Annotated in this window: 25 protein-coding genes; 13 read left to right on the top strand and 12 right to left on the bottom strand. The window is 61.7% G+C overall.

Features of this window, described 5'->3' with window-relative positions; genetic code table 11:
* Positions 1-93: 93 nt before the first annotated feature.
* Both CAF79_RS05920 and CAF79_RS05915 read left to right on the top strand, forming a co-directional pair.
* Positions 94-1,428 (top strand): dicarboxylate/amino acid:cation symporter, encoded by a 1,335-nt coding sequence (locus CAF79_RS05920; protein ID WP_085697054.1) that lies wholly within the window; start codon positions 94-96, stop codon positions 1,426-1,428.
* Positions 1,429-1,573: 145 nt separating this feature from the next.
* On the top strand, positions 1,574-2,755 hold the full coding sequence (locus CAF79_RS05915) for a CaiB/BaiF CoA-transferase family protein (RefSeq protein ID WP_085697053.1): 1,182 nt from the start codon (positions 1,574-1,576) through the stop codon (positions 2,753-2,755).
* A gap of 83 nt (positions 2,756-2,838) precedes the next feature.
* Here CAF79_RS05915 and CAF79_RS05910 read toward each other — a convergent pair whose 3' ends face one another.
* Both CAF79_RS05910 and CAF79_RS05905 read right to left on the bottom strand, forming a co-directional pair.
* Positions 2,839-3,333, bottom strand: coding sequence for a SprT family zinc-dependent metalloprotease (locus CAF79_RS05910; protein WP_085697052.1), 495 nt, complete (start codon positions 3,331-3,333; stop codon positions 2,839-2,841).
* Between the two features lie 172 nt (positions 3,334-3,505).
* Positions 3,506-4,108 carry a Yip1 family protein gene (locus CAF79_RS05905; protein WP_007957761.1) on the bottom strand — a complete coding sequence of 201 codons (603 nt, stop codon included), beginning with the start codon at positions 4,106-4,108 and terminating at the stop codon, positions 3,506-3,508.
* Positions 4,109-4,397: 289 nt separating this feature from the next.
* Between CAF79_RS05905 and ttcA the strand changes: the two genes are divergently transcribed.
* Positions 4,398-5,222: a tRNA 2-thiocytidine(32) synthetase TtcA gene (ttcA, locus tag CAF79_RS05900; protein WP_064598661.1), complete on the top strand. Its 825-nt coding sequence runs from the start codon at positions 4,398-4,400 to the stop codon at positions 5,220-5,222.
* A gap of 145 nt (positions 5,223-5,367) precedes the next feature.
* On the top strand, positions 5,368-6,042 hold the full coding sequence (locus CAF79_RS05895) for a DNA-3-methyladenine glycosylase I (protein ID WP_085697051.1): 675 nt from the start codon (positions 5,368-5,370) through the stop codon (positions 6,040-6,042).
* A gap of 129 nt (positions 6,043-6,171) precedes the next feature.
* On the opposite strand, the gene CAF79_RS05890 is transcribed toward CAF79_RS05895, so the two are convergent.
* From CAF79_RS05890 to arsC, 3 genes are read right to left on the bottom strand one after another with little or no spacing between them, the layout of a single operon-like run.
* Positions 6,172-6,597: a DUF2069 domain-containing protein gene (locus CAF79_RS05890; RefSeq protein WP_085697050.1), complete on the bottom strand. Its 426-nt coding sequence runs from the start codon at positions 6,595-6,597 to the stop codon at positions 6,172-6,174.
* Between the two features lies 1 nt (position 6,598).
* The gene (gene wrbA / locus CAF79_RS05885) at positions 6,599-7,195 is read right to left on the bottom strand and encodes an NAD(P)H:quinone oxidoreductase (protein ID WP_085683574.1); all 597 of its coding nucleotides are present in this window, start codon (positions 7,193-7,195) and stop codon (positions 6,599-6,601) included.
* Positions 7,192-7,545: an arsenate reductase (glutaredoxin) gene (arsC, locus tag CAF79_RS05880; RefSeq protein ID WP_085697049.1), complete on the bottom strand. Its 354-nt coding sequence runs from the start codon at positions 7,543-7,545 to the stop codon at positions 7,192-7,194. The genes wrbA and arsC overlap by 4 nt, the downstream gene beginning before the upstream one ends.
* Before the next feature lie 114 nt (positions 7,546-7,659).
* Between arsC and CAF79_RS05875 the strand changes: the two genes are divergently transcribed.
* A complete protein-coding gene (locus tag CAF79_RS05875; RefSeq protein ID WP_007957768.1) occupies positions 7,660-8,127 on the top strand; it encodes a TlpA disulfide reductase family protein in 468 nt (155 codons plus the stop codon).
* A gap of 155 nt (positions 8,128-8,282) precedes the next feature.
* Here CAF79_RS05875 and CAF79_RS05870 read toward each other — a convergent pair whose 3' ends face one another.
* Positions 8,283-8,687 carry an META domain-containing protein gene (locus tag CAF79_RS05870; protein WP_007957769.1) on the bottom strand — a complete coding sequence of 135 codons (405 nt, stop codon included), beginning with the start codon at positions 8,685-8,687 and terminating at the stop codon, positions 8,283-8,285.
* Positions 8,687-9,121, bottom strand: a complete 435-nt coding sequence (locus CAF79_RS05865; RefSeq protein WP_085697048.1) for a hypothetical protein — start codon at positions 9,119-9,121, stop codon at positions 8,687-8,689. Before CAF79_RS05865 ends, CAF79_RS05870 begins: the two co-directional genes overlap by 1 nt.
* Before the next feature lie 133 nt (positions 9,122-9,254).
* Here CAF79_RS05865 and CAF79_RS05860 point away from each other — a divergent pair, with 133 nt between their 5' ends.
* On the top strand, positions 9,255-9,695 hold the full coding sequence (locus tag CAF79_RS05860) for a hypothetical protein (protein ID WP_085697047.1): 441 nt from the start codon (positions 9,255-9,257) through the stop codon (positions 9,693-9,695).
* Between the two features lie 10 nt (positions 9,696-9,705).
* Here CAF79_RS05860 and CAF79_RS05855 read toward each other — a convergent pair whose 3' ends face one another.
* Complete coding sequence (locus CAF79_RS05855) at positions 9,706-10,695, bottom strand: 2-hydroxyacid dehydrogenase (RefSeq protein ID WP_085697046.1); 990 nt, start codon at positions 10,693-10,695, stop codon at positions 9,706-9,708.
* Positions 10,696-10,778: 83 nt separating this feature from the next.
* Positions 10,779-13,532, bottom strand: coding sequence for a response regulator (locus tag CAF79_RS05850; RefSeq protein ID WP_085697232.1), 2,754 nt, complete (start codon positions 13,530-13,532; stop codon positions 10,779-10,781).
* A gap of 216 nt (positions 13,533-13,748) precedes the next feature.
* On the opposite strand from CAF79_RS05850, the gene CAF79_RS05845 reads away from it, so the two are divergent.
* From CAF79_RS05845 to CAF79_RS05815, 7 genes are all read left to right on the top strand, one after another.
* On the top strand, positions 13,749-14,471 hold the full coding sequence (locus tag CAF79_RS05845; RefSeq protein ID WP_085697045.1) for a response regulator transcription factor: 723 nt from the start codon (positions 13,749-13,751) through the stop codon (positions 14,469-14,471).
* A complete protein-coding gene (locus CAF79_RS05840) occupies positions 14,458-15,882 on the top strand; it encodes a sensor histidine kinase (RefSeq protein WP_085697044.1) in 1,425 nt (474 codons plus the stop codon). Before CAF79_RS05845 ends, CAF79_RS05840 begins: the two co-directional genes overlap by 14 nt.
* Positions 15,883-16,023: 141 nt before the next feature.
* Positions 16,024-16,926 (top strand): cysteine synthase CysM, encoded by a 903-nt coding sequence (gene cysM / locus CAF79_RS05835; protein ID WP_085697043.1) that lies wholly within the window; start codon positions 16,024-16,026, stop codon positions 16,924-16,926.
* Complete coding sequence (gene rlmD / locus CAF79_RS05830) at positions 16,926-18,311, top strand: 23S rRNA (uracil(1939)-C(5))-methyltransferase RlmD (RefSeq protein ID WP_085697042.1); 1,386 nt, start codon at positions 16,926-16,928, stop codon at positions 18,309-18,311. The genes cysM and rlmD overlap by 1 nt, the downstream gene beginning before the upstream one ends.
* Positions 18,312-18,399: 88 nt before the next feature.
* The gene (gene relA, locus CAF79_RS05825) at positions 18,400-20,643 is read left to right on the top strand and encodes a GTP diphosphokinase (RefSeq protein WP_085697041.1); all 2,244 of its coding nucleotides are present in this window, start codon (positions 18,400-18,402) and stop codon (positions 20,641-20,643) included.
* 5 nt (positions 20,644-20,648) lie between these two features.
* A complete protein-coding gene (gene mazG, locus CAF79_RS05820) occupies positions 20,649-21,482 on the top strand; it encodes a nucleoside triphosphate pyrophosphohydrolase (protein ID WP_085697231.1) in 834 nt (277 codons plus the stop codon).
* A 26-nt stretch (positions 21,483-21,508) separates the two neighbouring features.
* Entirely contained in the window at positions 21,509-22,051 is a 543-nt protein-coding gene (locus CAF79_RS05815; protein WP_085697040.1) for a DUF2058 domain-containing protein, read from the top strand.
* A 97-nt stretch (positions 22,052-22,148) separates the two neighbouring features.
* Here the strand turns inward: CAF79_RS05815 and CAF79_RS05810 are convergent, their stop codons facing one another.
* The 3 genes from CAF79_RS05810 to fabA all read right to left on the bottom strand — a co-directional run bounded on the left by CAF79_RS05810 (position 22,149) and on the right by fabA (position 24,361).
* On the bottom strand, positions 22,149-22,337 hold the full coding sequence (locus CAF79_RS05810; protein WP_007957795.1) for a hypothetical protein: 189 nt from the start codon (positions 22,335-22,337) through the stop codon (positions 22,149-22,151).
* A 276-nt stretch (positions 22,338-22,613) separates the two neighbouring features.
* Positions 22,614-23,834: a beta-ketoacyl-ACP synthase I gene (gene fabB / locus CAF79_RS05805; protein ID WP_085697039.1), complete on the bottom strand. Its 1,221-nt coding sequence runs from the start codon at positions 23,832-23,834 to the stop codon at positions 22,614-22,616.
* Between the two features lie 11 nt (positions 23,835-23,845).
* On the bottom strand, positions 23,846-24,361 hold the full coding sequence (gene fabA / locus CAF79_RS05800; RefSeq protein WP_085697038.1) for a 3-hydroxyacyl-[acyl-carrier-protein] dehydratase FabA: 516 nt from the start codon (positions 24,359-24,361) through the stop codon (positions 23,846-23,848).
* Positions 24,362-24,382 lie beyond the last annotated feature (21 nt).

Raw genomic sequence — 24,382 nt, 5'->3', positions numbered from 1 at the left:
ACAACAAATCCCTCCAGTGCAGGAGGGTTCGCAATTCAAGTGTCGCGTACAACAGATGGATGTTGCCGCGCGGGACTCTTGAGGAACTTTGCAATGACGACTCGTCAGCCACTGTACAAATCCCTGTATTTCCAGGTGATCGTCGCAATCTGTATCGGTATCGCGCTCGGCCACTACTACCCGCAGTTCGGCGTGGCCGTAAAGCCGCTGGGTGACGGGTTCATCAAACTGATCAAAATGATCATCGCCCCGATCATCTTCTGCACCGTGGTCAGCGGCATCGCTGGCATGCAAAGCATGAAATCGGTCGGCAAGACCGGCGGTTATGCACTCCTGTATTTCGAGATCGTTTCGACCATCGCCCTGCTGGTCGGTCTGATCGTGGTCAACATCGTGCAACCGGGCAACGGCATGCACGTCGATGTCAGCACGCTGGACGCCTCCAAAGTGGCGACCTATGTGCAACAAGGTGCTGACCAGAGCGTCGTCGGCTTCCTGCTCAACGTAATCCCGAACACCATCGTCGGCGCGTTCGCCACCGGTGACATCCTGCAAGTGCTGATGTTCTCGGTGATCTTCGGTTTTGCCCTGCACCGCCTGGGCGCCTACGGCAAGCCGATCCTGGACTTCATCGATCGCTTCGCCCACGTGATGTTCAACATCATCAACATGATCATGAAGCTCGCGCCGATCGGTGCCTTCGGTGCGATGGCGTTCACCATCGGTGCCTATGGTGTCGGTTCGCTGGTGCAGCTGGGTCAACTGATGGCCTGCTTCTACATCACCTGCCTGGCGTTCATCCTGATCGTGCTGGGTGGCATCGCCCGCATGCACGGTTTCAGCGTGCTGAAGATGATCCGCTACATCCGTGAAGAACTGCTGATCGTGCTGGGTACTTCCTCTTCGGAATCGGTACTGCCACGCATGCTGATCAAGATGGAGCGTCTGGGCGCGAAGAAATCGGTAGTGGGTCTGGTGATCCCGACCGGTTACTCGTTCAACCTCGACGGTACCGCGATCTACCTGACCATGGCGGCCGTGTTCATCGCCCAGGCGACCGACACCCACATGGACATCACTCACCAGATCACGCTGCTGGTGGTGTTGCTGCTGTCCTCCAAAGGCGCAGCCGGTGTGACCGGTTCTGGCTTCATCGTACTGGCGGCCACTCTTTCGGCGGTAGGTCACCTGCCGGTGGCCGGTCTGGCGCTGATCCTGGGTATCGACCGCTTCATGTCCGAAGCCCGCGCCCTGACCAACCTGGTCGGCAACGCCGTTGCCACCATCGTTGTGGCCAAGTGGGTCAAGGAACTGGACACCGACGTGCTGGATGCCGAGCTGGCGTCGGGCGGTCGCGGTATCGCCGATACCCGGCCTGAAGATGACCTGGGCGTGGCCGAAGGCCCGACCCCGAGCAATGTGAAGTAAGCATCGCTTGCCTGGAAAAACCCGCTTCGGCGGGTTTTTTCTTGTCTGCTGTTTGAGCGCAACGGTCAGCGCAACTGATGGATCCGGTAATTGCCCCATCGCCGATGGCTGCCTAGGCTGCATGCATCGTTGATGGAGATCGCCCATGTCTGCACCGCTGGCCTCACTGAAGATTCTGGATTTCTCGACCCTGCTGCCGGGGCCTTTCGCCTCGCTGCTGCTGGCGGACATGGGCGCCGACGTGCTGCGCATCGAATCGCCGACCCGCCTCGACCTGGTGCGGGTCTTGCCGCCCCACGATCACGGCGTCTCTGCCAGTCACGCTTATCTCAATCGCAACAAGCGCAGCCTGGCGTTGGATCTCAAGCAGCCCGAGGCGCTTGAGCTGGTCAAGCAGTTGCTGGCGGATTACGACATCGTGCTGGAGCAGTTCCGTCCCGGTGTGATGGAGCGGCTGGGGCTGGGTTACGAGGCGTTGAAGGCGATCAATCCGAAGCTGATTTATGTGTCGATCACCGGTTACGGCCAGACCGGGCCGTACAAGGATCGCGCCGGCCACGACATCAACTATCTGGCCCTGGCCGGGCTCTCGAGCTACACCGGGCGCGCCGACAGCGGGCCGTTGCCGCTGGGCATGCAGGTGGCGGATGTCGCGGGTGGCTCGCTGCACGGGGTGATCGGTCTGTTGGCGGCGGTGATTTCCCGCCAGCAGACCGGGCAGGGCACCCATCTGGACGTGAGCATGACCGACTGTGCATTCAGCCTCAACGCCATGGCCGGTGCCGGGTATCTGGCGTGCGGCGAGGAGCCGGGCTGGGAAGAACAGATGCTCAATGGCGGCAGTTTCTACGATTACTACCGCTCCCGCGACGGGCGCTGGATGTCGGTGGGCAGTCTGGAGCCAGCCTTCATGCAGCAACTGTGCGCGGCACTGGGCCGGCCTGAGTTGGCGGCGCAAGGCTTGTCACCCAAGCCTGAGCAACAACGCGCGCTGAAGGACGCCTTGAAGGTCGAGTTCGAAAAGCATGATTTTGCCGAACTGTGCGAGCTGTTCGCCGGCATTGATGCCTGCGTCGAACCGGTGTTGAACCTTGGCGAGGCGGTGCAGCATCCGCAATTACAGGCCCGGGAACTGGTGACGCAAGTGCCCCGTGGCGATGGTTCGACGCAGGCGCAGATCGCTTGCCCGCTGAAGTTCTCTGAAGCATTGCCGGCGCCGCGACATGTCGGCGCGGCGCTGGGGCAGCATACGGATCAGGTGTTGGGGGAGTTGGGGTTGAGCCCAGAGCGGATTGCCGAATTACGTGCTGCGAAAGTGGTTTTGTAGCTCGTTCCCACGCTCTGCGTGGGAACGCCGCCATGGACGCTCCGCGTCCACTGTGACGCAGTGCGTGGGAACGAGGTGGGGACTTACTCGACCCGCGTCTCGCCACTGAACACCAGCGTGTTGCGACAGCGCCGGCACAAATAGCGCCGACCTTGCCTGACCAGGCTATGACGTTGCGCCGAAAACGGAAAATCGCTATCCGCGCACGGGCATTTATAGATGTAGCGGGTCACGCTGCGGCGCTTGACTTCATAGGTATGGCAGCGATCCGGCGGCAACTCATAGACCCCTCGCATGATCAGTTGCCACTCCTCGCCATGGGGCTGGATGCGGTCGCCGAACAGTTGATGGGCGATCAGGTGTGCGACTTCGTGGGCCACGGTCTGCTTGAGGAAGTGTTCGGTGTTTTCCCGGTACAGCTGCGGATTGAAGCGCAGCAGATTCTCGTGCAAATGCGCGACCCCGGCTTTTTGCCCGCGCAGCTTGAGGCTCACCACGGGGCGTTTGAAAGGACGTTTGAAAAAGGATTCAGCGAGTTGGAAACAGTCTTCGACGCGGGTATTGAGTTGCTCGGGCATGCTTGATGGATCTCCAGAGGTTTGGAGTATGCCGCAACCGTCCGGTCTTGCGCATCGCCAGACTGCCGAATGGTCGCAACGTCTCTTTCAGGCATGAGAAGGCCGCCTTGCGGCGGCCTGTGTTGGCGGATCTTGTTCTTTTCGGCGTTGCAGCCAGCCAGTTGGTGGCTCTCTAATTGGTGTAGACAGGCCCCACGCCCAGTCCCCAGACAATCACGGTAAACGCCATGATGGCGACCAGCACCACCAGACCCACCGCCAGCACCGAGCTGGAAAACAGGAAGCCCTCGTCGGATGGAATGTTCATGAAGGTCGGCAGCCCCACATACAACAGGTACACCGTGTAGCAGATAGCCGCCGTGCCGACGATCATCCCCAGCCACATGTGCGGATACAGCGCCGCCAGCCCGCCGACGAACAACGGTGTCGCGGTGTAGGTGGCAAATGCCACGCAACGGGCCAGGCTCGGGTTGGCGTCATAAGTGCGGGCCATCCAGTGCACAAAGGCACCCATGACCGCGACCCCGCCGAGCATCGCCAGGTACGACATGATCGTCATCCACAACGCGCTTTCGACGGTGAGCATCACCGGTGCGCGGTTGCCGATCACCCAGCCGACCTGAGTGGTGCCGATAAATGCCGAAACAGCGGGGATCGCCGCCAGAATCAGCGTGTGCGTCAGGTACATGTGGCTGATGCTTTCCTCTTGGTCGCCACGGATTTCCTTCCATTCCTGATCGGGGTGGGTAAAAAGTCCCACTACGTGATGGATCATGCCAGTCACTCCTCTCGTTATTGCCATCGCCCCCCAGCGGAGCGCGTACGGGCCAATGCGGCCGAGCAAATACAGGTCTTCAGATTGTGTGCGACCTTATGTCGCAGTATAGAAAGGTCTTAACCGCACAGGTGATAGGGGCTTAGAGCAAATCGCGCTGTAAAACCTCGGGGTAATCGCGTCGGGGTCTGTGCGAGCGGGCATTCGAGGGGGCGACAACCTGTGGCCACAACCTCGGTCTTTTTGCGTAAAATGCCCGCCTTTCGTCACACCTCACGGATTTCGCGTCATGGGCACTCTTACGGTCAACCAGAACAAACTGCAAAAGCGCCTGCGCCGCCTGGCCGGCGAAGCCGTCACCGACTTCAACATGATCGAAGACGGCGACAAGGTCATGGTCTGCCTGTCCGGGGGCAAGGACAGCTACACCATGCTCGACGTGCTGATGCACCTGCAGAAGGTTGCACCGATCAAGTTCGAGATCGTCGCCGTGAACATGGACCAGAAGCAGCCGGGTTTCCCCGAACACGTGCTGCCGGCCTACCTGAAAGAACTGGGCATCGAGTACCACATCGTCGAGAAGGACACCTACTCGGTGGTCAAGGAGCTGATCCCGGAAGGCAAGACCACCTGCTCGCTGTGCTCGCGCCTGCGTCGCGGCACGCTGTACACCTTCGCCGACGAAATCGGCGCGACCAAAATGGCCCTCGGTCATCACCGCGACGACATCGTCGAGACGTTCTTCCTCAACATGTTCTTCAACGGCAGCCTCAAGGCCATGCCGCCGAAGCTGCGAGCCGACGACGGCCGCAACGTGGTGATCCGTCCGCTGGCCTACTGCAACGAGAAAGACATCCAGGCCTACTCGGACTTCAAGCAATTCCCGATCATCCCGTGCAACCTCTGCGGTTCTCAGGAAAACCTGCAACGTCAGGTGGTCAAGGAAATGCTGGTGGACTGGGAGCGCAAGACCCCGGGCCGCACCGAGAGCATTTTCCGCAGCCTGCAGAACGTGATCCCTTCGCAGCTGGCTGACCGCAATCTGTTTGACTTCACCAGCCTGAAGATTGATGAAACCGCCGCTTCGCGATTCGTTAACGTCGTAAACCTGTAAACACCGTCACTGTGGGAGCGAGCTTGCTCGCGAAAGCGTCGTGTCAGCCGGCATCAACACTGGATGACACACCGCAATCGTCGGATCGCCACCCGGAACAAGCTCGCTCCCACATTGGTTTTTCGTTTCATCAAAAGGAGAGGGCATGCGCGACTACAAGTGGCTGCACGAATACTGTCTGAACCGCTTCGGTTCGGCGGCTGAACTGGAAGCCCATCTGCCTGTTCCCAAGACCCCGACGCAACTGCGCAAGATCAGCGACGACCGCTATCTCTCGACCATGGCCCTGCGGGTGTTCCGCGCCGGGCTCAAGCACAGCCTGGTGGACGCCAAATGGCCGGCCTTCGAAGAAGTGTTCTTCAAGTTCGACCCGGAAAAAGTCGTGCTGATGAGCGCCGAACACCTTGAGCGCTTGATGCAGGACGCGCGGATCATCCGCCACCTGGGCAAACTCAAAAGCGTACCGCGCAATGCGCAGTTCATTCTGGACGTCGAGAAAGAGAAGGGCAGTTTCGGTGCGTTGCTCGCCGACTGGCCGGTGACCGACATCGTCGGTTTATGGACGTACCTGAAAAAGCATGGCAGTCAATTGGGCGGCCTGTCGGCGCCACGCTTCTTGCGGATGGTCGGCAAGGATACCTTCGTGCCGAGCTACGACGTGGTGGCGGCGTTGAACGCACAGAAGATCGTCGACAAGGTGCCGAGCAGTCTGCGGGATCTGGCGACGGTGCAGAACGCATTCAACCAGTGGCATGAAGAGAGCGGTGGACGGCCGATGAGCCAGATTTCGATGATGCTGGCGTACACCGTCAATCATTGAGTTCAAAGCGATCGTTCCCACGCTCCGCGTGGGAATGCATAAAGAGACGCTCCGCGTCTCAGGGACGCAGAGCGTCCCGGGCGGCATTCCCACGCAGAGCGTGGGAACGATCTCGGAGATAGCGGTCTGTCAGGCGACGGAAACTTCGCCTTCGCCCGCCAGTTTGCGATTCAACTGATACCGCCACCGCACAAACAGCAACGCCGAGCAGAACACCGCCAGACTGGCGATCATCTCCAGCACGCCGAACAACTGCCGGCTCGGGTCATACGCCGCCAGTGCGCCCTTGATGAAATACAGATTCACCACAAAGCACATCCACGAGTGCCCGCGTGCGCTGCCCATGATCATGCCCGGTGCGAGCACGATCCACGGGATCAGCTCGACCAGCAGAATCACCCACGGCCGCGCGCCGTGCAGGTCGGCGAACACCAGGTAATACGCGGCGAGCAGTCCGGCCAGGGCGAAAAAGCACAGCAGACTGATCACCCGCATTGCTCGCACCCGTGGCTCCAGCCACTCGACGGCCGGCAGGACTTTCGGCTTTCTGGCCATCTCAGTTCCCCAGTTTCTGGGCCGTTTTGGCCAGACGTGCACCGAGGGCGCGGCACAGCGCCACTTCGTGTTGATCGAGACCACTTTTGCCATCGGCCCCGGCGTGATGGCTGGCGCCGTAAGGCGTGCCGCCGCCCTGGGTTTCCAGCAGCGCCGATTCGCTGTAGGGCAGGCCGGTGATCAGCATGCCGTGGTGCAGCAGCGGCAGCATCATCGACAGCAGAGTGGTTTCCTGCCCGCCGTGCAGGCTGGCGGTGGACGTGAACACCCCGGCCGGTTTGCCGACCAGCGCGCCGGTCAGCCACAGGTTGCTGGTGCCATCGAGGAAATACTTGAGCGGCGCGGCCATGTTGCCGAAACGGGTCGGGCTGCCGAGGGCCAGGCCGGCACAGTTTTTCAGGTCATCCAGCGTGGCGTACAGCGCGCCTTCATCCGGAATGTCCGGCGACACCGCTTCGCACTCGGTGGAGATCGCCGGCACGGTGCGCAGGCGCGCTTCGAGGCCGGCCTGTTCGACACCACGGGCGATTTGCCGGGCCATCTCGTTGGTCGAGCCGCTGCGGCTGTAATAGAGAACCAGAATGTACGGCGCACTCACGGCAGCAGCTCCAGGATCTGCTCCGGTGGACGGCCGATGACGGCTTTGTCGCCGGCTTCAAGAATAGGTCGCTCCATCAGCTTCGGATGTGCGGCGATCACGTCGATCAATTGTTTCTCGGTGAGACTGGCATCGGCCAGGTTCAGGGTCTTGTATTCGTCTTCGCCGGTGCGCAGCAGTTGCCGTGCGCTGATTCCCAGCTTGCCGAGCAAGGTCTTGATCTGCGCGGCGTCGAGCGGCGTTTCGAGGTAGCGCACCACGTTCGGCGTCAGGCCACGGGCTTCGAGCAGTTCGAGCGCACCACGGGATTTCGAGCAGCGCGGGTTGTGATAAAGCGTCAGATCGGTCATGGGCGGGTCGCTTCTTGCGTAGAGTGGCGGCTATTCTAACTGTGCAGCGCGCAATCCAGAACCTTGAGAGGCGATGGGTCGTAGGCGCATTCAATTTTGCACAAGGAACACGACATGACACGGGCACTGGCAGCGGCATTGACGATCATCGGGGCGTTGATGCTCGGGGGCTGCGGTAACGACTACGGCATCGACCAGAACGGGCAGAAAGTGGCGTCCGAGCGCCTCGACAAACAATGGGTCGTGCTCAACTACTGGGCCGAATGGTGCGGCCCGTGCCGCACGGAAATCCCGGAACTCAATCACCTGGCCGACGAACTCAAGGGCAAGAAGATCGGCGTGTTCGGGGTCAATTTCGACAACGTGCAGGGTGAAGAGCTGAAGAGCGCCAGCGAAAAACTGGGCATCAAGTTCACCGTACTGGCGCAGGATCCGTCGGAACTGTTCGAACTGCCGCGCAGTGAAGCCTTGCCGGTGACTTACATCATCGACAACAAGGGCAAGGTGCGGGAACAGTTGATGGGCGAGCAGACGGCGGCGGGAGTGATGGCGAAGCTTGAGGCGTTGCAGGCGACCAACTGATTCGCCTTGGCTGATCGTCGCTGATCGTTCCCGCGCTCCGCGGGGGAATGCATCCCGTGACGCTCTGCGTCACAGCGGACGCGGAGCATCCGGGGCGGCGTTACCACGCAGAGCGTGGGAACGATCAAATGCTGCGCGTGGGAATGGTCGAAGGATCAGCCTTCTTCCAGCCACCAGCGCAACGGCTTGCCTTCAGCCGGCCAGAAGCGCATCTGCTCGATCGGCGAAATGTCCCAGCGCTCCACGTGCTCCAGCGCCTGGAGGAAGCGCTGCTCCTGCTCCATCAGCGCCGGTGCGCAGAGTTTGCGGGTCTTGCCGATCTTGCCGAAGCTCAGCTTGTCGCCTTCCAGGGTGTACGGCGCGAACCAATGGTTGCAGCCGCCATTGCCATACGCCCGACCATCATCGCCGAGGGTCACGGTCAGGTGGCTGTAGTCCATCAGCGGACGCTCGCCGATCCATTCAAGAATGTAGCTGCGGTTCTGTTGCAGTTGCACAGGCTCCGCGGCGCAACCCATCAGGCCGGCGCCGACAGCGGCGGTCAGGGCCAGGTGTTTCATCACGCTGGCTCCTGGCAGTTCGGGCACAGGTGCTTGTCGCCGACGGTTTTCCAGCCCAGTTCCGCGATGCGTGCGGTGGCGGCCGGTTTTTCCGCAGGCTTGCCCAACCTGGCGTCCACGGCGAATTCGAAGCTCAATTCCTTGGCGCAGCTGTCGCAGTTGACCTGCCAGGTGTGGATCGCCAGCTCACCGAACACCGGGCCGGAGGTCATGGCAGTCCATTGGCCTGGCGGATTGATCAGGTGGCGGACGGTGTCGACGGTCAGGCGCATGGACAAGTCCTTGCTGCCTTTGAGGGTCACGACCAGCACGTCGCCGATGCGAATCGAGCCACCATTGCCGGTGACCTGATAACGGCCCGGAACCAGGGCGCGGCATTCGGTGAGGGTGTGTTGCGGGTTCATCAGGGTGTAGCGAAAATCGTGTTCGACCATGGGTCCTCCAAATATGCGCGACATGCTAGCACGGGCTTGATTGCAGAATGATGCGCGCGTGCGACCTTCGATCCGGTTCAAATCGACACCGCAGTCGTGGCAAACTGCCGCCTTCATTTTCAAGGAACGGAACATGGCGCTGATCGAATGTTATGAATGCAAGCGGAGCATCAGCTCCGAAGCCACGGCGTGCATTCATTGCGGGGCTCCGCAGGCAGAGGCGCAGGCTCCTCACGCCGAAAAGGGCAAGTCGACGATTTCCTTTGGCAGCCTGCCGCGCAACAAGGCGGTGCCCGAGGCCTACGTTCCGCCACCGGCCCCCGAGCGGCCGAAGATAATGCCGGCCGCTGCAGGCCGCCGCCGTCGTTCGCAGCCGGTCGAGCCGGAGCTGAACCCGGACGGTTCGCGCCCGGTGGAAGGCTGGTTGAAGATCATGGCGTTCCTGATGCCGCTGGTGTTTGTCTGGTTCCTGCTGCGCAGCGGGCACTCCCTCAAACAACGTTTACTGGGATTCGGCTGGATGGCGCTGTTGATCCTGTGCGTGGCGATTACCCCGACGCCGCCTCCGGTCTGAGTCCGATCGCTCAGCCTTCGACCTGGTTCAGCGGCGTACCCGCCGCCCAGGTCGCGATGTTGTGCAGAGTTGTCGCGGCAATCGCGCTCAGCGCCTCATGGGTCAAAAACGCCTGATGTGCGGTGACGATCACATTGGGGAACGTCAGTAGCCGCGCCAACACGTCGTCCTGTAGCGGCAGGTCGGAACGGTCCTCGAAAAACAGCTGCGCTTCCTCTTCGTACACATCCAGTCCCAGATAACCGAGTTGGCCGTCCTTCAAGGCGTCGATCAGCGCCGGCGTGTCCACCAGACCGCCGCGCCCGGTGTTGATCAACATCGCCCCCGGTTGCATATGCGCCAGCGAATCGCGGTTGATCAGGTGTTTGCTCTGTTCGTTGAGCGGGCAGTGCAGGCTGATGATCCGCGACTGCGCCAGCAGGTCCGGCAGGCTCAGGTAACGGGCGCCCAACGCTTCGACGGCAGGATTCGGATAAGGATCGTAGGCCAGCAATTCGCAGCCGAAGCCGTGCATGATCTTCGCGAAGGTCGCGCCGATCTGTCCGGTGCCGACGATGCCGACCGTTTTGCCCACCAGATCGAAACCGGTGAGCCCGTGCAGGCTGAAGTCACCTTCACGGGTGCGGTTGTAGGCGCGATGCAGGCGCCGGTTGAGGGCGAGGATCAATGCCACCGCATGCTCGGCTACCGCGTGGGGCGAGTAGGCCGGCACGCGCACGACGGCCAGCCCGAGGCGTTTGGCGACGGCCAGGTCCACATGGTTGTAGCCGGCCGAGCGCAAGGCGATCAGGCGTGTGCCGCCGGCAGCCAGGCGTTCCAGCACCGGCGCACTCAGGTCATCGTTGATAAACGCGCAGACCACCTCGTGATGTTCGGCCAGCGCCGCCGTGTCGACACTGAGCCGCGCCGGCTGAAAGTGCAGTTCGATCCCGGCCGGGCAGTCGGCGGCGAGGAAGCTGTCGCGGTCATAGGTCTGGCTGCTGAAAACGATCGTGCGCATTAAATCCTCCTGGAGCATCGACGCGGGCGCAAATCACCCGCGACAACTTTAGCCGCGTCGGCGTTGACCGGCATTGCCGTGGATCAGGCGCTGATCTTCGCCTGGGCCGCCAGACGATTGATCGCCCGTTCCAGCTCGTCCAGCGCGGTCGAGGCCTTGGGGTCCTGCTGCTTGAGCAGGGTTTCGCTGCGCTGGCAGGCGGCGCGCAATTGCGGCACGCCGCAGTAACGGGTGGCGCCATGCAGGCGGTGCACCCGTTCAAGCAGGCCGTTCTGATCCTGATTGTCGCGGGCGGTGCGGATGGCTTCGCGGTCGGCCTCGAGTGAGGCCAGCAGCATTGCCAGCATGTCCGCTGCCAGATCGGCCTTGCCGGCAGCCAGACGCAGACCTTCTTCGTGATCGAGAATCGGCAGTTCCTGATTACCCAGCAGACTCTCGCCACCACGGTCCGGCGCCTGATTACGCAATGCCAGGCCGGTCCACTTCAGCACGACCTGCGCCAGTTGCCGCTCGCTGATCGGCTTGGTCAGGTAGTCGTCCATGCCGCTTTGCAGCAGCGCACGTTTTTCATTGGCCATGGCGTGGGCGGTGAGGGCAACGATCGGCAGCGGCGTGCAGTGCCGCTCGCTTTCCCACTGGCGAATCGTCTCGGTGCTCTGGCGTCCGTCCATGCCGGGCATCTGCACGTCCATCAGCACCAGATCGAAGGTTTCGTTCTGCACCGCCTTGACTGCGGCGTAACCGCTTTCCACGGCCAGCACCTTGGCACCCATGTCTTCGAGCAGTGTCTGCACCAGCAACAGGTTGGCCGGGTTGTCGTCGACGCACAGCACTTTCGGCGCACGGCTCGACAACGGTTCGCCCGGTTCGCTGCGCGGCTGGCGCGGGTTGACCATGTCCGACAACGCCCGGCGCAGTTTGCGGGTGCAGGCCGGTTTCGACTGCAGCTGGCTGTGAGGGTTGGGCACCGAAAGGTGATACAGCGTCAGTTCGGTGGTCGGGCACAACACCAGCACTCGACAACCGAGGTGTTCAAGGTCCCAGATGTGCTGGTTGAGGCGTTCCGGCGGCATGTCGTTGCTGGTGATGCCGAGCACTGCCAGATCGATGGACTGATCGGTCTGATGGGCACCGGTGACGCCATTGGTCAGGCTTTCCAGCGTATTGAATGGCGTGACGTCGAGGCCGCAATCCTCCAGTTGATGCTGCAAGGCCTGACGCGCCAGTTCATGGTTTTCCAGTACCGCCACCCGACGCCCGAGCAATGGCGCGACGGGCAGGTCTTCGGCGTCGTCGCGGGTCTTGGGCAGGTTCAGGCTGATCCAGAACTCCGAGCCTTCGCCCGGCGTGCTGTCGACGCCGATTTCGCCGCCCATTTGCTCGATCAGACGTTTGGAAATCACCAGCCCCAGACCGGTGCCGCCAGGTTGGCGCGACAGGGAGTTGTCGGCCTGGCTGAAGGCCTGAAACAGTGCGCGTACGTCCTGGCTCGACAGACCGATGCCGGTGTCCTGAATACTGATGCGCAGTTGCACGCTGTCGTCGTTTTCTTCTTCGAGCATGGCACGGGCGACGATGGTGCCTTCGCGGGTGAACTTGATCGCGTTGCTCACAAGGTTGGTCAGGATCTGCTTGAGGCGCAGCGGATCGCCGACCAGCGACAACGGCGTGTCGCGGTACACCAGACTCACCAGTTCCAGCTGCTTGGCGTGGGCCGCAGGGGCGAGGATGGTCAGGGTGTCCTGCAGCAGGTCGCGCAGGTTGAACGGGATATGGTCGAGCACCAGTTTGCCGGCCTCGATCTTCGAGAAATCGAGGATCTCGTTGATGATCCCCAGCAGGCTGTCGGCGGACTTTTCGATGGTGCCCAGATAGTCGAGCTGGCGCGGGGTCAGCTCGCTTTTCTGCAACAGGTGGGTGAAACCGAGAATGCCGTTGAGCGGCGTGCGGATCTCGTGGCTCATGTTGGCGAGGAATTCGGATTTGATCCGGCTCGCTTCCAGTGCTTCCTTGCGCGCCAGGTCCAGCTCGATGTTCTGGATCTCGATGGTTTCCAGGTTCTGGCGTACGTCTTCGGTGGCCTGATCGACGCTGTGCTGCAATTCTTCGCGAGCGTTTTGCAAGGTGCCGGCCATGCGGTTGATGCCGGACGCCAGTTCATCCAGTTCCTGACTGCCCAGCGGCGGCAGGCGGGTTTCCAGGTGACCGTCCTTGAGCTGCGCAACGGCCTGTTTGATCTGGCTCAGCGGGCGGTTGATCGTGCGGCCCATGCGCAAAGCCAGTAACGCGGTGCCGGCCAGACCCGCGCCGATCAGCAGCAGGCTGGCGAACAGGCTTCGATAGCCGCGCAGCAACATGCCGTTGTGCGACAGCTCCAGTTCGACCCAGCCGAGCAGTCGGTCGGACTCTTCCGGGATCAGCTCGCCGGCGAGGTTGCGGTGTTTGCCGAAGACCGGCAGCAGATAGCGGGTGGCGTCGTTGCCGCTGCGTCGCAGCAAGTGCGCGCTGTCGCCGCTCGGCGCCTGGTTGAGCATGGTCGGGCCGGCGTGGGCGAGGGGAGAGCGGTCGGGCGCGAGGAAGGTCACGGCGCGCACGTCCGGTTGTTCGAGGGACTGGGTGGCGATGCGCTCGAGCAGTTCGGCATCGCCGTGGCCCATGGCCGGTGCCACCAGCGGCGCCAGTTGCTCGGCGATCATTTCGCCGCGCTGCATCAGTTGGGTCTGCAGGTCGGACTGCTGCGTCCAGGTGAAATACCCGCCCAGCACCAGTGCCATCAGGCTGGTCGGCAACAGGGTCAGCAACAATACGCGACCTTTGATTCCCAGTTTCTTGAGCACGCCTTTCTCCTGCATCCCGCTGATCGTTGACTCACACGTGCGTCCGGCACGCGGTATCGGCGCAGTGTAGCGATTTGCTTGCGGGCAATCTTGGGAAAAATGATGTCGCCGTCCTTCGCTCAAGCAGTGGTCATCTGTCCGACAGGTCAAGCTTGGGTTGCCGGGCGCCGGGCAATCTTGAATAATCGCCCAACTGAGAATTATTTGCAGATAGTCATGACTCCTGTCTCTATTGGCCAGCCCCGCATTCTTTCCATCGAAGACGATCCCGTTCTCGGTGCCTATGTCCATGAGCATCTGGGCCGCAGTGGCTTTCAGGTCACCTGGTGCCAGAACGGCAGCGAAGGCCTGAGCATCGCCCGGCGTCAGCCGTTCGATGTGGTGTTGATGGATATTCTGTTGCCGGGGCTCGACGGATTGAATGTCCTGACCCAGCTGCGCCAGAGCCATTCCACCCCGGTGCTGCTGATGTCAGCCCTCGGTGCCGAAGCCGACCGCATCAGCGGATTCCGCCTCGGTGCCGACGACTATCTGCCCAAACCCTTCAGCATGGCCGAGCTGCATGTGCGGATCGAAGCGATCCTGCGCCGGGTCGCCCTCGACCGTCGCCCGGCGGCCATCGCTCCGGTGGTGCCGGTCGGCGGGCTGCGTTTCGACGATGAACAGTGCGAGGTGTTCTATCTCGATCAGCCCGCCGGACTGACCCGCAGCGAATACCGCCTGCTGGAAACCCTCGACCGCAACGACGAGGAAGTGCTGAGCAAGGCCTTCCTTTACCAGCACGTTCTTCAGCGCGGTTACGCAGCCCACGACCGCAGCCTCGACATGCACATCAGCCAGATCCGCCGCAAACTCAAATCGGTCGGTTACACCGAGCGGGAAGTGCGCACGGTGTGGGGCAAGGGTTACGTCCTGAGTGCCGTCGATGAAAGTGTCTGACCTGCCGGGCCGGCACTCGCTGTTCTGGAAACTCGCCTGCCTGCTGGTGGCGTTCTGTCTGCTGATGATCTGGCTGAGCTGGTCCTGGGGCTGGTACATGGAGCAGCGCAATCAGTTCCTCTCCGACGACGCCCGTCGCACCCTGAGCGGTTATGCCGCCGAGGCCGAGCGCGCGTGGCAGCAGGGCGAGCGCGATGGCATCGATAGCTGGCTGCAAGGCATGCAGCTGCGCGAAGCCGGTTGGGTCGGCGTGATCGGCAGCAATCTGCAGTCGCTGGGCAGCCAGCCGTTGAGCGCTCAAGAACTCCAGCGCCTGACCTTCCTGCGAGGCCTTGACTGGCCGATTCATAAAAAGGGCCGACCGTGGCTGCGGGTTCCGTTCCCATCGGATCCGACTGCCGGCAGCCTGGTGATCGAGTTGCCCGAGCGATTCCTGCCGGGGAAATACCGGGTGTTCTGGCGGGTCATGACCAACGGCGTGATTCCCGGCCTGTTTACCCTGCTGCTGTGCGTCGGCCTGTATCGCCTGCTGGTGGTGCCGCTGAACAATCTGCGCGAGCAGGCCAAGGCGTGGCGCGCCGATCAACTGAATGTGCGGCTGTCGAGCGGTATCACCCAGCGCCCCGATGAACTCGGTGAACTGGCCCGCGCCTTCGACTCGATGTCCGAACGCCTGCAATCCACCGTGGCTCTGCAACAGCAACTGCTGCGCGACCTGTCCCACGAACTGCGTACCCCCCTGAGCCGGCTGCGCGTCGCCAGCGAAAGCGAGCAGCAGCTGCAACCGTTGCGCGAGCGCATCGGTCGCGAAGTCGACGTGATGCAGCGTCTGGTCGAGGACACCCTGCAATTGGCCTGGCTCGACACCGAGCGCGCGCCGCTGCCGGACGAAGCGATCCAGATTCAGGCGCTGTGGGAAATGCTCACGGAAAATGCCTGCTACGAAAGCTGCTGGCCAGTGGGGCAGTTGCAGTGCGGCGTTGACGCTTGCTGCTGGGTGCGCGGCAATCTCAACAGCCTGGCCCAGGCTCTTGAAAACATTCTGCGCAATGCGATTCGCCATTCGCCACCCGGCGGCATCGTGCGGCTCGACGGCCGGCGGGATGGCGATTACTGGCACCTGTGGCTGGAGGACGAGGGCGGCGGCGTGGCCGAAGCTGATCTTGAGCGAATCTTCTCGCCGTTCATCCGACTCGACGGCTCGCGGCCGGGGGACGACGGGTTTGGTCTGGGACTGAGCATCGCGAGGAACGCGGTGCAACGCCAGGGCGGAACCCTGTGGGCCGAGAACGGCCCGTCGGGATTACGCTTGAATCTGCGGCTGATGGCGGATGACAGTGCTGTCAGTCCCGACATCGTTGCTGGCAAGCCAGCTCCCACCATGGACATGGCCCGCCCGCCGATTGTGTGAGCGGCACAGGAAAGTCTCACCACTGGCGAGACTTTTAATGCTTATTCCAAGAAACCATAAGCACCACACTTTGCGTGATATGGCACGCGCAGGTTTGCCGGTATGATAGGCGCCCCCGCTGTCCGGATTGCGAAAAACGCCATGACCTTGCAGTACCCAACCATCGCCGATTGCGTCGGCAACACGCCGCTGGTGCGTTTGCAGCGCCTGCCCGGTGTCACCAGCAACACCCTTTTGCTCAAGCTCGAAGGGAACAACCCGGCGGGTTCGGTCAAGGATCGTCCGGCGCTGTCGATGATCACCCGTGCCGAGTTGCGCGGGCAGATCCATGAAGGCGATACGCTGATCGAAGCGACCTCGGGCAACACCGGGATCGCCCTGGCGATGGCCGCTGCGATCAAGGGTTACAAGATGATCCTGATCATGCCGGACAACTCCAGTGCCGAACGTAAAGCGGCGATGACCGCTTACGGCGCGCAGCTGATTCTGGTCAGCCAGGAAGAGGGCATGGAAGGCGCTCGCGATCTCGCCCAGCGGATGGAAGCCGAAGGCCGTGGCAAGGTGCTGGATCAGTTCGCCAACGGCGACAATCCTGAAGCGCACTACACCACCACCGGCCCGGAAATCTGGCGTCAGACCCAGGGCTCCATCACCCATTTCGTCAGCTCCATGGGCACCACCGGCACCATCATGGGCGTGTCGCGCTACCTCAAGGAGCAGAACGACAACGTACAGATCGTCGGCCTGCAACCAATGGAAGGCTCGGCCATTCCCGGCATCCGCCGCTGGCCGCAGGAATACCTGCCGAAGATCTATCAGGCCGAGCGCGTCGACCGTATCGTCGACATGGCGCAAAGCGAAGCCGAGGACGTCACCCGTCGTCTGGCCCGCGAAGAAGGCATTTTCTGTGGCGTGTCCTCGGGCGGTGCGGTAGCAGCGATGTTGCGCCTGTCCAGGGAAGTTGAAAACGCGGTGATCGTCGCGATCATCTGCGACCGTGGCGACCGTTACCTGTCGACCGGCATTTTCGACGCGCCCAACTGATGGCCAGGCATGAGAGAGGCCTGCGCTTTCAGCCCACCGGCGGCAGCAAGGCCCCGCAAATCCCGACCGGCAAAAAGCAGCGCCTGAGCATCGAGCGCCTGGCCAATGACGGTCGCGGCATCGCGTTTTTCGAAGGCAAAACCTGGTTCGTCCTCGGCGCCCTCGCCGGTGAAGAGGTCGAAGCGCGGGTGCTCGGCGCCCACGGCAAAGTGGTCGAGGCGCGCACCGAACGCGTGTTCAGCGCCAGTGAATTGCGTCGTCCTGCACCTTGCCAGCACGCCGGACGCTGCGGCGGTTGCAGCGTCCAGCATCTGCCCCATAACGAACAGCTTGCCCTCAAACAGCGCATGCTCGCCGAGCAGTTGTCGCGAGTCGCCGGTGCCGAACCGGAGGAGTGGGCGGCGCCGTTGACCGGTCCCGAATTTGGCTACCGCCGCCGTGCCCGGATCGCCGTGCGCTGGGACAGCAAGGCCAAAAAGCTTGAAGTCGGTTTCCGTGCCGCCGGCAGCCAGGACATTGTCGCGATCAGCGAATGCCCGGTGCTGGTACAGCCCTTGCAGCCGATCATGATCCGCTTGCCGGAGATGCTTCGTCGCCTGAGCAAACCTCAGGCGCTGGGGCATGTCGAATTGTTCAGTGGCTCGTCACTGGCCGTTCTGCTGCGTCACATGGCGCCGCTGTCCGACGCCGACCTGACGATCCTCAAGGATTTCTGCGCATTCCACGAAGCGCAACTCTGGCTGCATGGCGAAGGCGAACCGCAGCCGGTGGATGAGGCCCAGTCGCTCGGCTATCGCCTGGAGCAATGGGACCTGCAACTGGCCTACCGGCCGGGGGATTTCATTCAGGTCAATGCCGGTGTCAACGAGAGCATGGTCGCCCAAGCGCTGGACTGGTTGAAACCGACAGGCGATGAGCGCGTGCTCGATCTGTTTTGCGGTTTGGGCAACTTCGCTTTGCCGCTGGCAAAAGCCGCGCGTGAAGTGGTGGCGGTCGAAGGCGTGCAGACGATGGTCGATCGCGCGGCGGCAAATGCCGCTAGCAACAATTTGCATAACACAAAGTTTTTTCAGGCCGATTTATCCCAGCCTTTGACCGATGCTCAGTGGATCGGAAACGGCTTTTCTGCGGTACTCTTGGACCCACCGCGCGACGGTGCTTTCGAGGTGGTGCGCAAGCTGGCGACCCTGGGCGCCAAACGACTGGTGTACGTGTCGTGCAACCCTGCAACTCTGGCGCGCGATACGATCGAATTGATCAAGCAGGGCTACCGGTTAAAACGTGCCGGGATTCTCGATATGTTTCCTCAGACGGCGCATGTCGAGGCCATGGCGTTATTTGAAGCGAGCCAGGATGGCTCGTCTGATCCGACTGGTCGTCCGTAGCGCTCGTATTGGCCCCGCGAGCGCGAACGGGCATTGAAGGTCAGTGATTTGACGCATTGAATCTGCGTCGTAGGGAAGGTAAAGCAAGATGGTACAGGTGAGAGCACACCAGCCGATCAACACTGACGGCAGTATCAATCTCGAGGCTTGGCTCGATCATGCGGTCAGTGTCGATCTGGCACTGGATCGCGAAGCCTTGAAAGAGGCCTGCGAGTACGCTCGCCAGGCCGAGCAACAGTCCAATGCGGCGAAGAATCTCTGGGCCGAAGGCAGCGGCAGTTTCAGCACGGGCCTTGAGATCGCGGAAATTCTCGCCGACCTCAAGCTTGATCAGGATTCGCTGGTCGCGGCGGTGCTTTACCGTGGCGTGCGCGAAGGCCAGATCGAGCTGTCGGCGGTCAGCCAGCGCTTCGGCCCGGTGGTCGCCAAGCTGATCGACGGCGTGCAGCGGATGGCCGCAATCAGCGCCAGTCTCAGCCCGCGCCAGTCGATGGTGATGGGCACCCAGGGTCAGGTGGAAAACCTGCGCAAGATGCTGGTGGCGATGGTCGACGACGTGCGCGTCGCGCTGATCAAGCTCGCCGAACGTACCTGCGCGATCCGCGCGGTGAAAACCGCCGACGACGAAAAACGTAACCGGGTCGCCCGGGAAGTGTTCGACATCTATGCGCCGCTCGCGCATCGACTCGGCATCGGTCATATCAAATGGGAACTGGAGGACTTGTCCTTCCGTTACCTGGAACCCGATCAATACAAACAGATCGCCAAGCTGCTGCACGAACGGCGGCTGGATCGTGAGCGTTTCATCTCTGACGTGATGACCCAGCTCAAGGACGAATTGCAGGCCACCGGCGTCGAAGCCGACATCAGCGGCCGGGCGAAACACATCTATTCGATCTGGCGCAAAATGCAGCGCAAGGGTCTGGAATTCAGCCAGATCTACGACGTGCGTGCGGTCCGCGTGCTGGTGCCGGAAATGCGCGACTGCTACACCGCGCTCGGCATCGTCCACACCCTGTGGCGGCACATCCCGAAAGAGTTCGACGACTACATCGCCAACCCGAAAGAAAACGGCTACCGCTCGCTGCACACGGCGGTGATCGGCCCGGAAGGCAAGGTGCTGGAAGTCCAGATCCGGACCCATTCGATGCACGAAGAGGCCGAACTCGGCGTCTGCGCGCACTGGCGCTACAAGGGCACCGACGTCAAGTCCGGCTCGAACCATTACGAAGAGAAAATCTCCTGGCTGCGTCAGGTCCTCGAGTGGCACGAAGAGCTGGGCGACATCGGTGGTCTGGCCGAACAGTTGCGGGTCGATATCGAGCCGGATCGGGTCTACATCTTCACCCCCGACGGTCACGCCATCGACCTGCCGAAAGGCGCGACGCCGCTGGACTTCGCCTACCGCGTGCACACCGAAATCGGTCACAACTGCCGTGGCGCGAAGATCAACGGGCGCATCGTGCCGCTCAACTACAGCCTGCAGACCGGCGAGCAGGTCGAGATCATCACCAGCAAGCACGGCACCCCGAGCCGTGACTGGCTGAACCCGAACCTCGGCTACGTCACCACGTCCCGGGCGCGGGCGAAGATCGTGCACTGGTTCAAGTTGCAGGCGCGCGATCAGAACGTCGCGGCGGGCAAGACCCTGCTCGAGCGCGAGCTCAATCGCCTTGGCCTGCCGGCGGTGGATTTCGACAAGCTGGCCGACAAGGCCAACATGAAAACCGCCGAAGACATGTTCGCCGCCCTCGGGGCCGGCGACCTGCGTCTGGCGCAACTGGTCAATCTGGCACAGCAACTGGTCGAGCCGGAACGCGGCAACGAACAGCTGGAACTGATTCCACGCAAGGCCACCGGCTACAAACCGGGCAAGCGCGGCGACATTCAGATCCAGGGTGTCGGCAACCTGATGACCCAGATGGCCGGCTGCTGCCAGCCGTTGCCGGGCGATGCGATCGTCGGCTACATCACCCAGGGCCGTGGCGTGAGCATTCACCGTCAGGACTGCGCCTCGGTGCTGCAACTGGCCGGGCGCGAGCCGGAGCGGATCATCCAGGTCAGCTGGGGGCCGGTGCCGGTGCTCACCTATCCGGTGGACATCGTCATCCGCGCCTACGACCGTTCCGGTCTGCTGCGTGACGTTTCGCAGGTGCTGCTCAACGAGCGGATCAACGTGCTGGCGGTCAACACCCGCTCGAACAAGGAAGACAACACCGCGCTGATGTCCCTGACCATCGAGATTCCGGGTCTGGACGCGCTGGGACGGCTGCTGGGGCGGATTTCCCAGTTGCCGAACATCATCGAAACGCGGCGTAACCGGACTCCATGAAACCGATCTACAGCCTTGAAGACCTGTTGCACCTGATGAACCGGCTGCGGGATCCGCAGTACGGTTGCCCGTGGGACATCAAGCAGACTTACGCGACCATCGTCCCGCACACCCTTGAAGAGGCCTACGAAGTCGCTGACGCCATCGAGCGCGGCGACTTCGACCACTTGCAGGGCGAGTTGGGCGATCTGCTGTTTCAGGTGGTGTATTACAGCCAGCTGGCGCGGGAAGAGGGGCGGTTCGAATTCGCCGGCGTGGTCGACAGCATCACCCGCAAGTTGATTCGTCGTCACCCGCACGTATTCCCCACCGGTGACCTGTATGCGCCTCTGGATGTGCCACGTCTGAGCGAAGAGCAGGTCAAGCAGCGCTGGGAGGAGATCAAGGCCGAAGAGCGCGCCGAGAAATCCGCCGAGCCGCAGCAACTGTCACTGCTCGACGATGTGCCGGCCGCGTTGCCGGCGTTGTCCCGCTCGGCCAAGTTGCAAAAGCGCGCAGGGCAGGTCGGTTTCGACTGGCCGGATGCGTTGCCGGTGCTGGACAAGGTCCGTGAAGAGCTTGATGAAGTGCTCGAAGCCATGTCCGAAAATGACCCGCATGCGGTGGCCGACGAGATCGGCGACCTGCTGTTTTCCGTGGTCAATCTGGCCCGGCATCTGAAGGTCGATCCGGAAACCGCATTGCGTGGCGCCAACGCCAAGTTCGAGCGACGTTTCCGTTTTATCGAACAGGCATTGCGCGACACCCACCGACCCATGGAAGATTGCACCCTCGAAGAGTTGGACGCCCTGTGGGGCGAAGCCAAACGTCAGGAAAAGAATTTGCCCAGCTGCGGCTGAGCCGTTGCCCAAGTGAGTAAGCATCAATGAGCCTTTCCCTTCGCGACCAGTTGCTCAAGGCAGGACTGGTCAACCAAAAGCAGGCCAAGCAGGTCAGCAAGGAAAAACAGAAGCAACAGCGCCTGGCCCACAAAGGTCAGATCGAGCTGGACGACTCCCAGCAGCGTGCTGCCCAGGAAGCCATGGCCGAGAAGGTCAAGCGCGACCAGGAGCTGAACCGTCAGCAGCAGGAGAAGGCTGAAGCCAAGGCCCGTGCGGCGCAGATCAAGCAGTTGATCGAAGTCTCGCGTCTGCCGAAGCTGACCACTGAGGATTACTACAACTTCGTCGACGACAAGAAGGTCAAGCGCATCTCCGTCAACACGCTGATGCGCAACAAGCTCAGCAGCGGTTCGCTGGCGATCGTGCACCATGCCGGCGGCTACGAAGTGATTCCTCGTGAGGCGGCCCTGAAGATTCAGGAGCGCGATCCACAGCGCATCGTGCAGCTCAACGAGAAGGTCGAAGAGGTCAATACCGAGGACGATCCGTACGCGGCTTATGTGATCCCGGATGATCTGATGTGGTAAGCGGGTTTCACCGGGCTGCGAAGCGCCCTTGAAGCACCCAGCAACGACAAACCCCGCTCATCGCGGGGTTTGTCGTTTTCAATGCTGTGGTTTTGATTCAGGCGGATTTCAGATCCCGCTGGCGTTCTTGCAGTTCCAGTTCGGCCTTGTAGTTGTGGGCGTCGATCTCGTTGTGGAACATGCCGACCAGCAAGTCTTGTTGGTGCACATCCCAGATCCGTACGCCGGCAGCTACGCCTTCATGGGACATGTGTGAATCGTCGCGTTCAGTTACTTTTACAGTCATCTGCTAGCTCCAATCTCTGTTATCTGCAACAAGGCGTGTGCAGGGCTCTTTTATAAAATTTGTTAGCCTGCTAAGTAAACGCCTGATTTGTGCAATCTATTTTTGCGAAATCTGCAACAGCGCTGGAGCCCGCATAAACCGCGACATTCAGTCGCAGGGCGGTAAGTTGCATGACAAACGTTTCATCTTGGCGCCGCTGAAAATGCCTTTCTCCAGCCGAAAAAAAACGCCCCGAACCAGTCGGGGCGTTTTCGTGTGCGGCTCAGCGAGAGGGAATTACTTGCCTTCCCAGCGCTTCAGCACGAGGGTGGCGTTGGTGCCACCGAAGCCGAAGCTGTTGCTCATCACGGTGTTGATGGTGGCGTTCTCGCGGGTCTTGGTCAGCACCGGCAGATCGGCCACTTCAGGGTCCAGTTCGTCGATGTTGGCGGAACCGGCGATGAAGTTGCCTTCCATCATCAGCATGCAGTAGATCGCTTCGTGAACGCCGGCGGCGCCCAGGGAGTGACCCGACAGGCTCTTGGTGGAGCTGATGGCCGGGGCCTTGTCGCCGAACACTTCACGCACACCTTTCATTTCCGCGATGTCGCCGACCGGAGTCGAAGTACCGTGGGTGTTCAGGTAGTCGATCGGGGTGTCGACGGTGGACAGCGCCTGCTGCATGCAGCGGATGGCGCCTTCGCCGCTCGGAGCCACCATGTCGTAGCCGTCGGACGTCGCGCCGTAGCCAACGATTTCCGCGTAGATCTTCGCGCCACGGGCCAGAGCGTGTTCCAGCTCTTCAACCACGACCATGCCGCCACCGCCGGCGATGACGAAACCGTCACGGTCGGCGTCGTAGGCGCGGGAGGCTTTTTCCGGAGTGTCGTTACGCTTGCTGGACAGAGCGCCCATTGCGTCGAACAGGAACGACTGGCTCCAGTGCTCTTCTTCACCGCCACCGGCGAACACGATGTCCTGCTTGCCCATCTGGATCTGTTCCATGGCGGTACCGATGCAGTGAGCACTGGTGGCGCAGGCAGAGGCGATGGAGTAGTTCAGGCCCTTGATCTTGAATGGCGTGGCCAGGCAAGCCGAAACGGTGCTGCTCATGGTCCGCGTTACACGGTATGGGCCGACGCGCTTGACGCCTTTCTCGCGCAGGATGTCCAGCGCTTCCATCTGGTTCAGGGTCGACGCGCCGCCGGAACCTGCGATCAGGCCGGTACGCGGGTTGGACACCTGCTCTTCGGTCAGACCGGAGTCGGCGATGGCGTCTTTCATGGCCAGATAGGCGTAAGCCGCTGCGTGGCCGACGAAGCGATAGATCTTGCGATCGATCAGCTCTTCAAGGTTGAGGTCGATGGAGCCGGAAACCTGGCTACGCAGACCCATTTCGGCGTATTCCGGGTTGAACCGGATGCCAGGGCGGCTTGCACGCAGGTTAGCGGAGACGGTCTCTTTGTCATTGCCCAGGCAAGAAACGATGCCCAGACCAGTGATAACGACGCGGCGCATGCGAATAACCCTTAGAAGTTGTCAGTGGAGGTGAACACGCCGACGCGAAGGCCTTCGGCGGTGTAGATTTCGCGACCGTCGACAGTCACCGAACCGTCGGCAATGGCCAGGTTCAGCTTGCCCTTGAGGACGCGCTTGATATGAATGTTGTAAGTAACTTTCTTGGCGGTCGGCAGGACCTGGCCGAAGAATTTCACTTCGCCCGAACCCAGCGCACGGCCACGGCCCGGCAGGCCTTGCCAGCCCAGGAAGAAACCGACCAGTTGCCACATGGCGTCCAGACCCAGGCAGCCCGGCATCACCGGATCGCCTTCGAAGTGGCACGCGAAGAACCACAGGTCAGGGTGGATATCCAGCTCGGCGACCAATTCACCTTTGCCGTACTTGCCGCCTTCTTCGCTGATCAGGGTGATGCGATCCACCATCAGCATGTTCGGGGCGGGCAGTTGCGCGTTACCTGGGCCGAACAGCTCACCGCGACTGCAGCGCAGCAGGTCTTCCCGAGTAAAGGCGTTTTGTTTGGTCATGCGAGCTCCTCAATAATCCCA

The organism is Pseudomonas sp. B26(2017) (assembly GCF_002113045.1).
Classification (GTDB): domain Bacteria; phylum Pseudomonadota; class Gammaproteobacteria; order Pseudomonadales; family Pseudomonadaceae; genus Aquipseudomonas.
The sequence above is the reverse complement of the archived record's forward strand: the minus strand, read 5'-3'. Positions and strand labels throughout refer to the sequence as shown.

Bases quoted from the DNA above. Each gene is read 5' to 3' on its own strand.
- CAF79_RS05890 (WP_085697050.1), bottom strand. From the start codon at position 6,597: ATGGCCAGAAAGCCGAAAGTCCTGCCGGCCGTCGAGTGGCTGGAGCCA.
- CAF79_RS05905 (WP_007957761.1), bottom strand. From the start codon at position 4,108: ATGATCCATCACGTAGTGGGACTTTTTACCCACCCCGATCAGGAATGG.
- CAF79_RS05875 (WP_007957768.1), top strand. From the start codon at position 7,660: ATGACACGGGCACTGGCAGCGGCATTGACGATCATCGGGGCGTTGATG.
- CAF79_RS05840 (WP_085697044.1), top strand. From the start codon at position 14,458: ATGAAAGTGTCTGACCTGCCGGGCCGGCACTCGCTGTTCTGGAAACTC.
- fabB (WP_085697039.1), bottom strand. From the start codon at position 23,834: ATGCGCCGCGTCGTTATCACTGGTCTGGGCATCGTTTCTTGCCTGGGC.
- relA (WP_085697041.1), top strand. From the start codon at position 18,400: ATGGTACAGGTGAGAGCACACCAGCCGATCAACACTGACGGCAGTATC.
- CAF79_RS05845 (WP_085697045.1), top strand. From the start codon at position 13,749: ATGACTCCTGTCTCTATTGGCCAGCCCCGCATTCTTTCCATCGAAGAC.
- CAF79_RS05865 (WP_085697048.1), bottom strand. From the start codon at position 9,121: ATGGTCGAACACGATTTTCGCTACACCCTGATGAACCCGCAACACACC.
- CAF79_RS05815 (WP_085697040.1), top strand. From the start codon at position 21,509: ATGAGCCTTTCCCTTCGCGACCAGTTGCTCAAGGCAGGACTGGTCAAC.
- CAF79_RS05810 (WP_007957795.1), bottom strand. From the start codon at position 22,337: ATGACTGTAAAAGTAACTGAACGCGACGATTCACACATGTCCCATGAA.
- CAF79_RS05870 (WP_007957769.1), bottom strand. From the start codon at position 8,687: ATGAAACACCTGGCCCTGACCGCCGCTGTCGGCGCCGGCCTGATGGGT.
- CAF79_RS05860 (WP_085697047.1), top strand. From the start codon at position 9,255: ATGGCGCTGATCGAATGTTATGAATGCAAGCGGAGCATCAGCTCCGAA.
- CAF79_RS05915 (WP_085697053.1), top strand. From the start codon at position 1,574: ATGTCTGCACCGCTGGCCTCACTGAAGATTCTGGATTTCTCGACCCTG.
- fabA (WP_085697038.1), bottom strand. From the start codon at position 24,361: ATGACCAAACAAAACGCCTTTACTCGGGAAGACCTGCTGCGCTGCAGT.
- rlmD (WP_085697042.1), top strand. From the start codon at position 16,926: ATGGCCAGGCATGAGAGAGGCCTGCGCTTTCAGCCCACCGGCGGCAGC.
- arsC (WP_085697049.1), bottom strand. From the start codon at position 7,545: ATGACCGATCTGACGCTTTATCACAACCCGCGCTGCTCGAAATCCCGT.
- CAF79_RS05920 (WP_085697054.1), top strand. From the start codon at position 94: ATGACGACTCGTCAGCCACTGTACAAATCCCTGTATTTCCAGGTGATC.
- CAF79_RS05895 (WP_085697051.1), top strand. From the start codon at position 5,368: ATGCGCGACTACAAGTGGCTGCACGAATACTGTCTGAACCGCTTCGGT.
- CAF79_RS05910 (WP_085697052.1), bottom strand. From the start codon at position 3,333: ATGCCCGAGCAACTCAATACCCGCGTCGAAGACTGTTTCCAACTCGCT.
- cysM (WP_085697043.1), top strand. From the start codon at position 16,024: ATGACCTTGCAGTACCCAACCATCGCCGATTGCGTCGGCAACACGCCG.
- CAF79_RS05855 (WP_085697046.1), bottom strand. From the start codon at position 10,695: ATGCGCACGATCGTTTTCAGCAGCCAGACCTATGACCGCGACAGCTTC.
- ttcA (WP_064598661.1), top strand. From the start codon at position 4,398: ATGGGCACTCTTACGGTCAACCAGAACAAACTGCAAAAGCGCCTGCGC.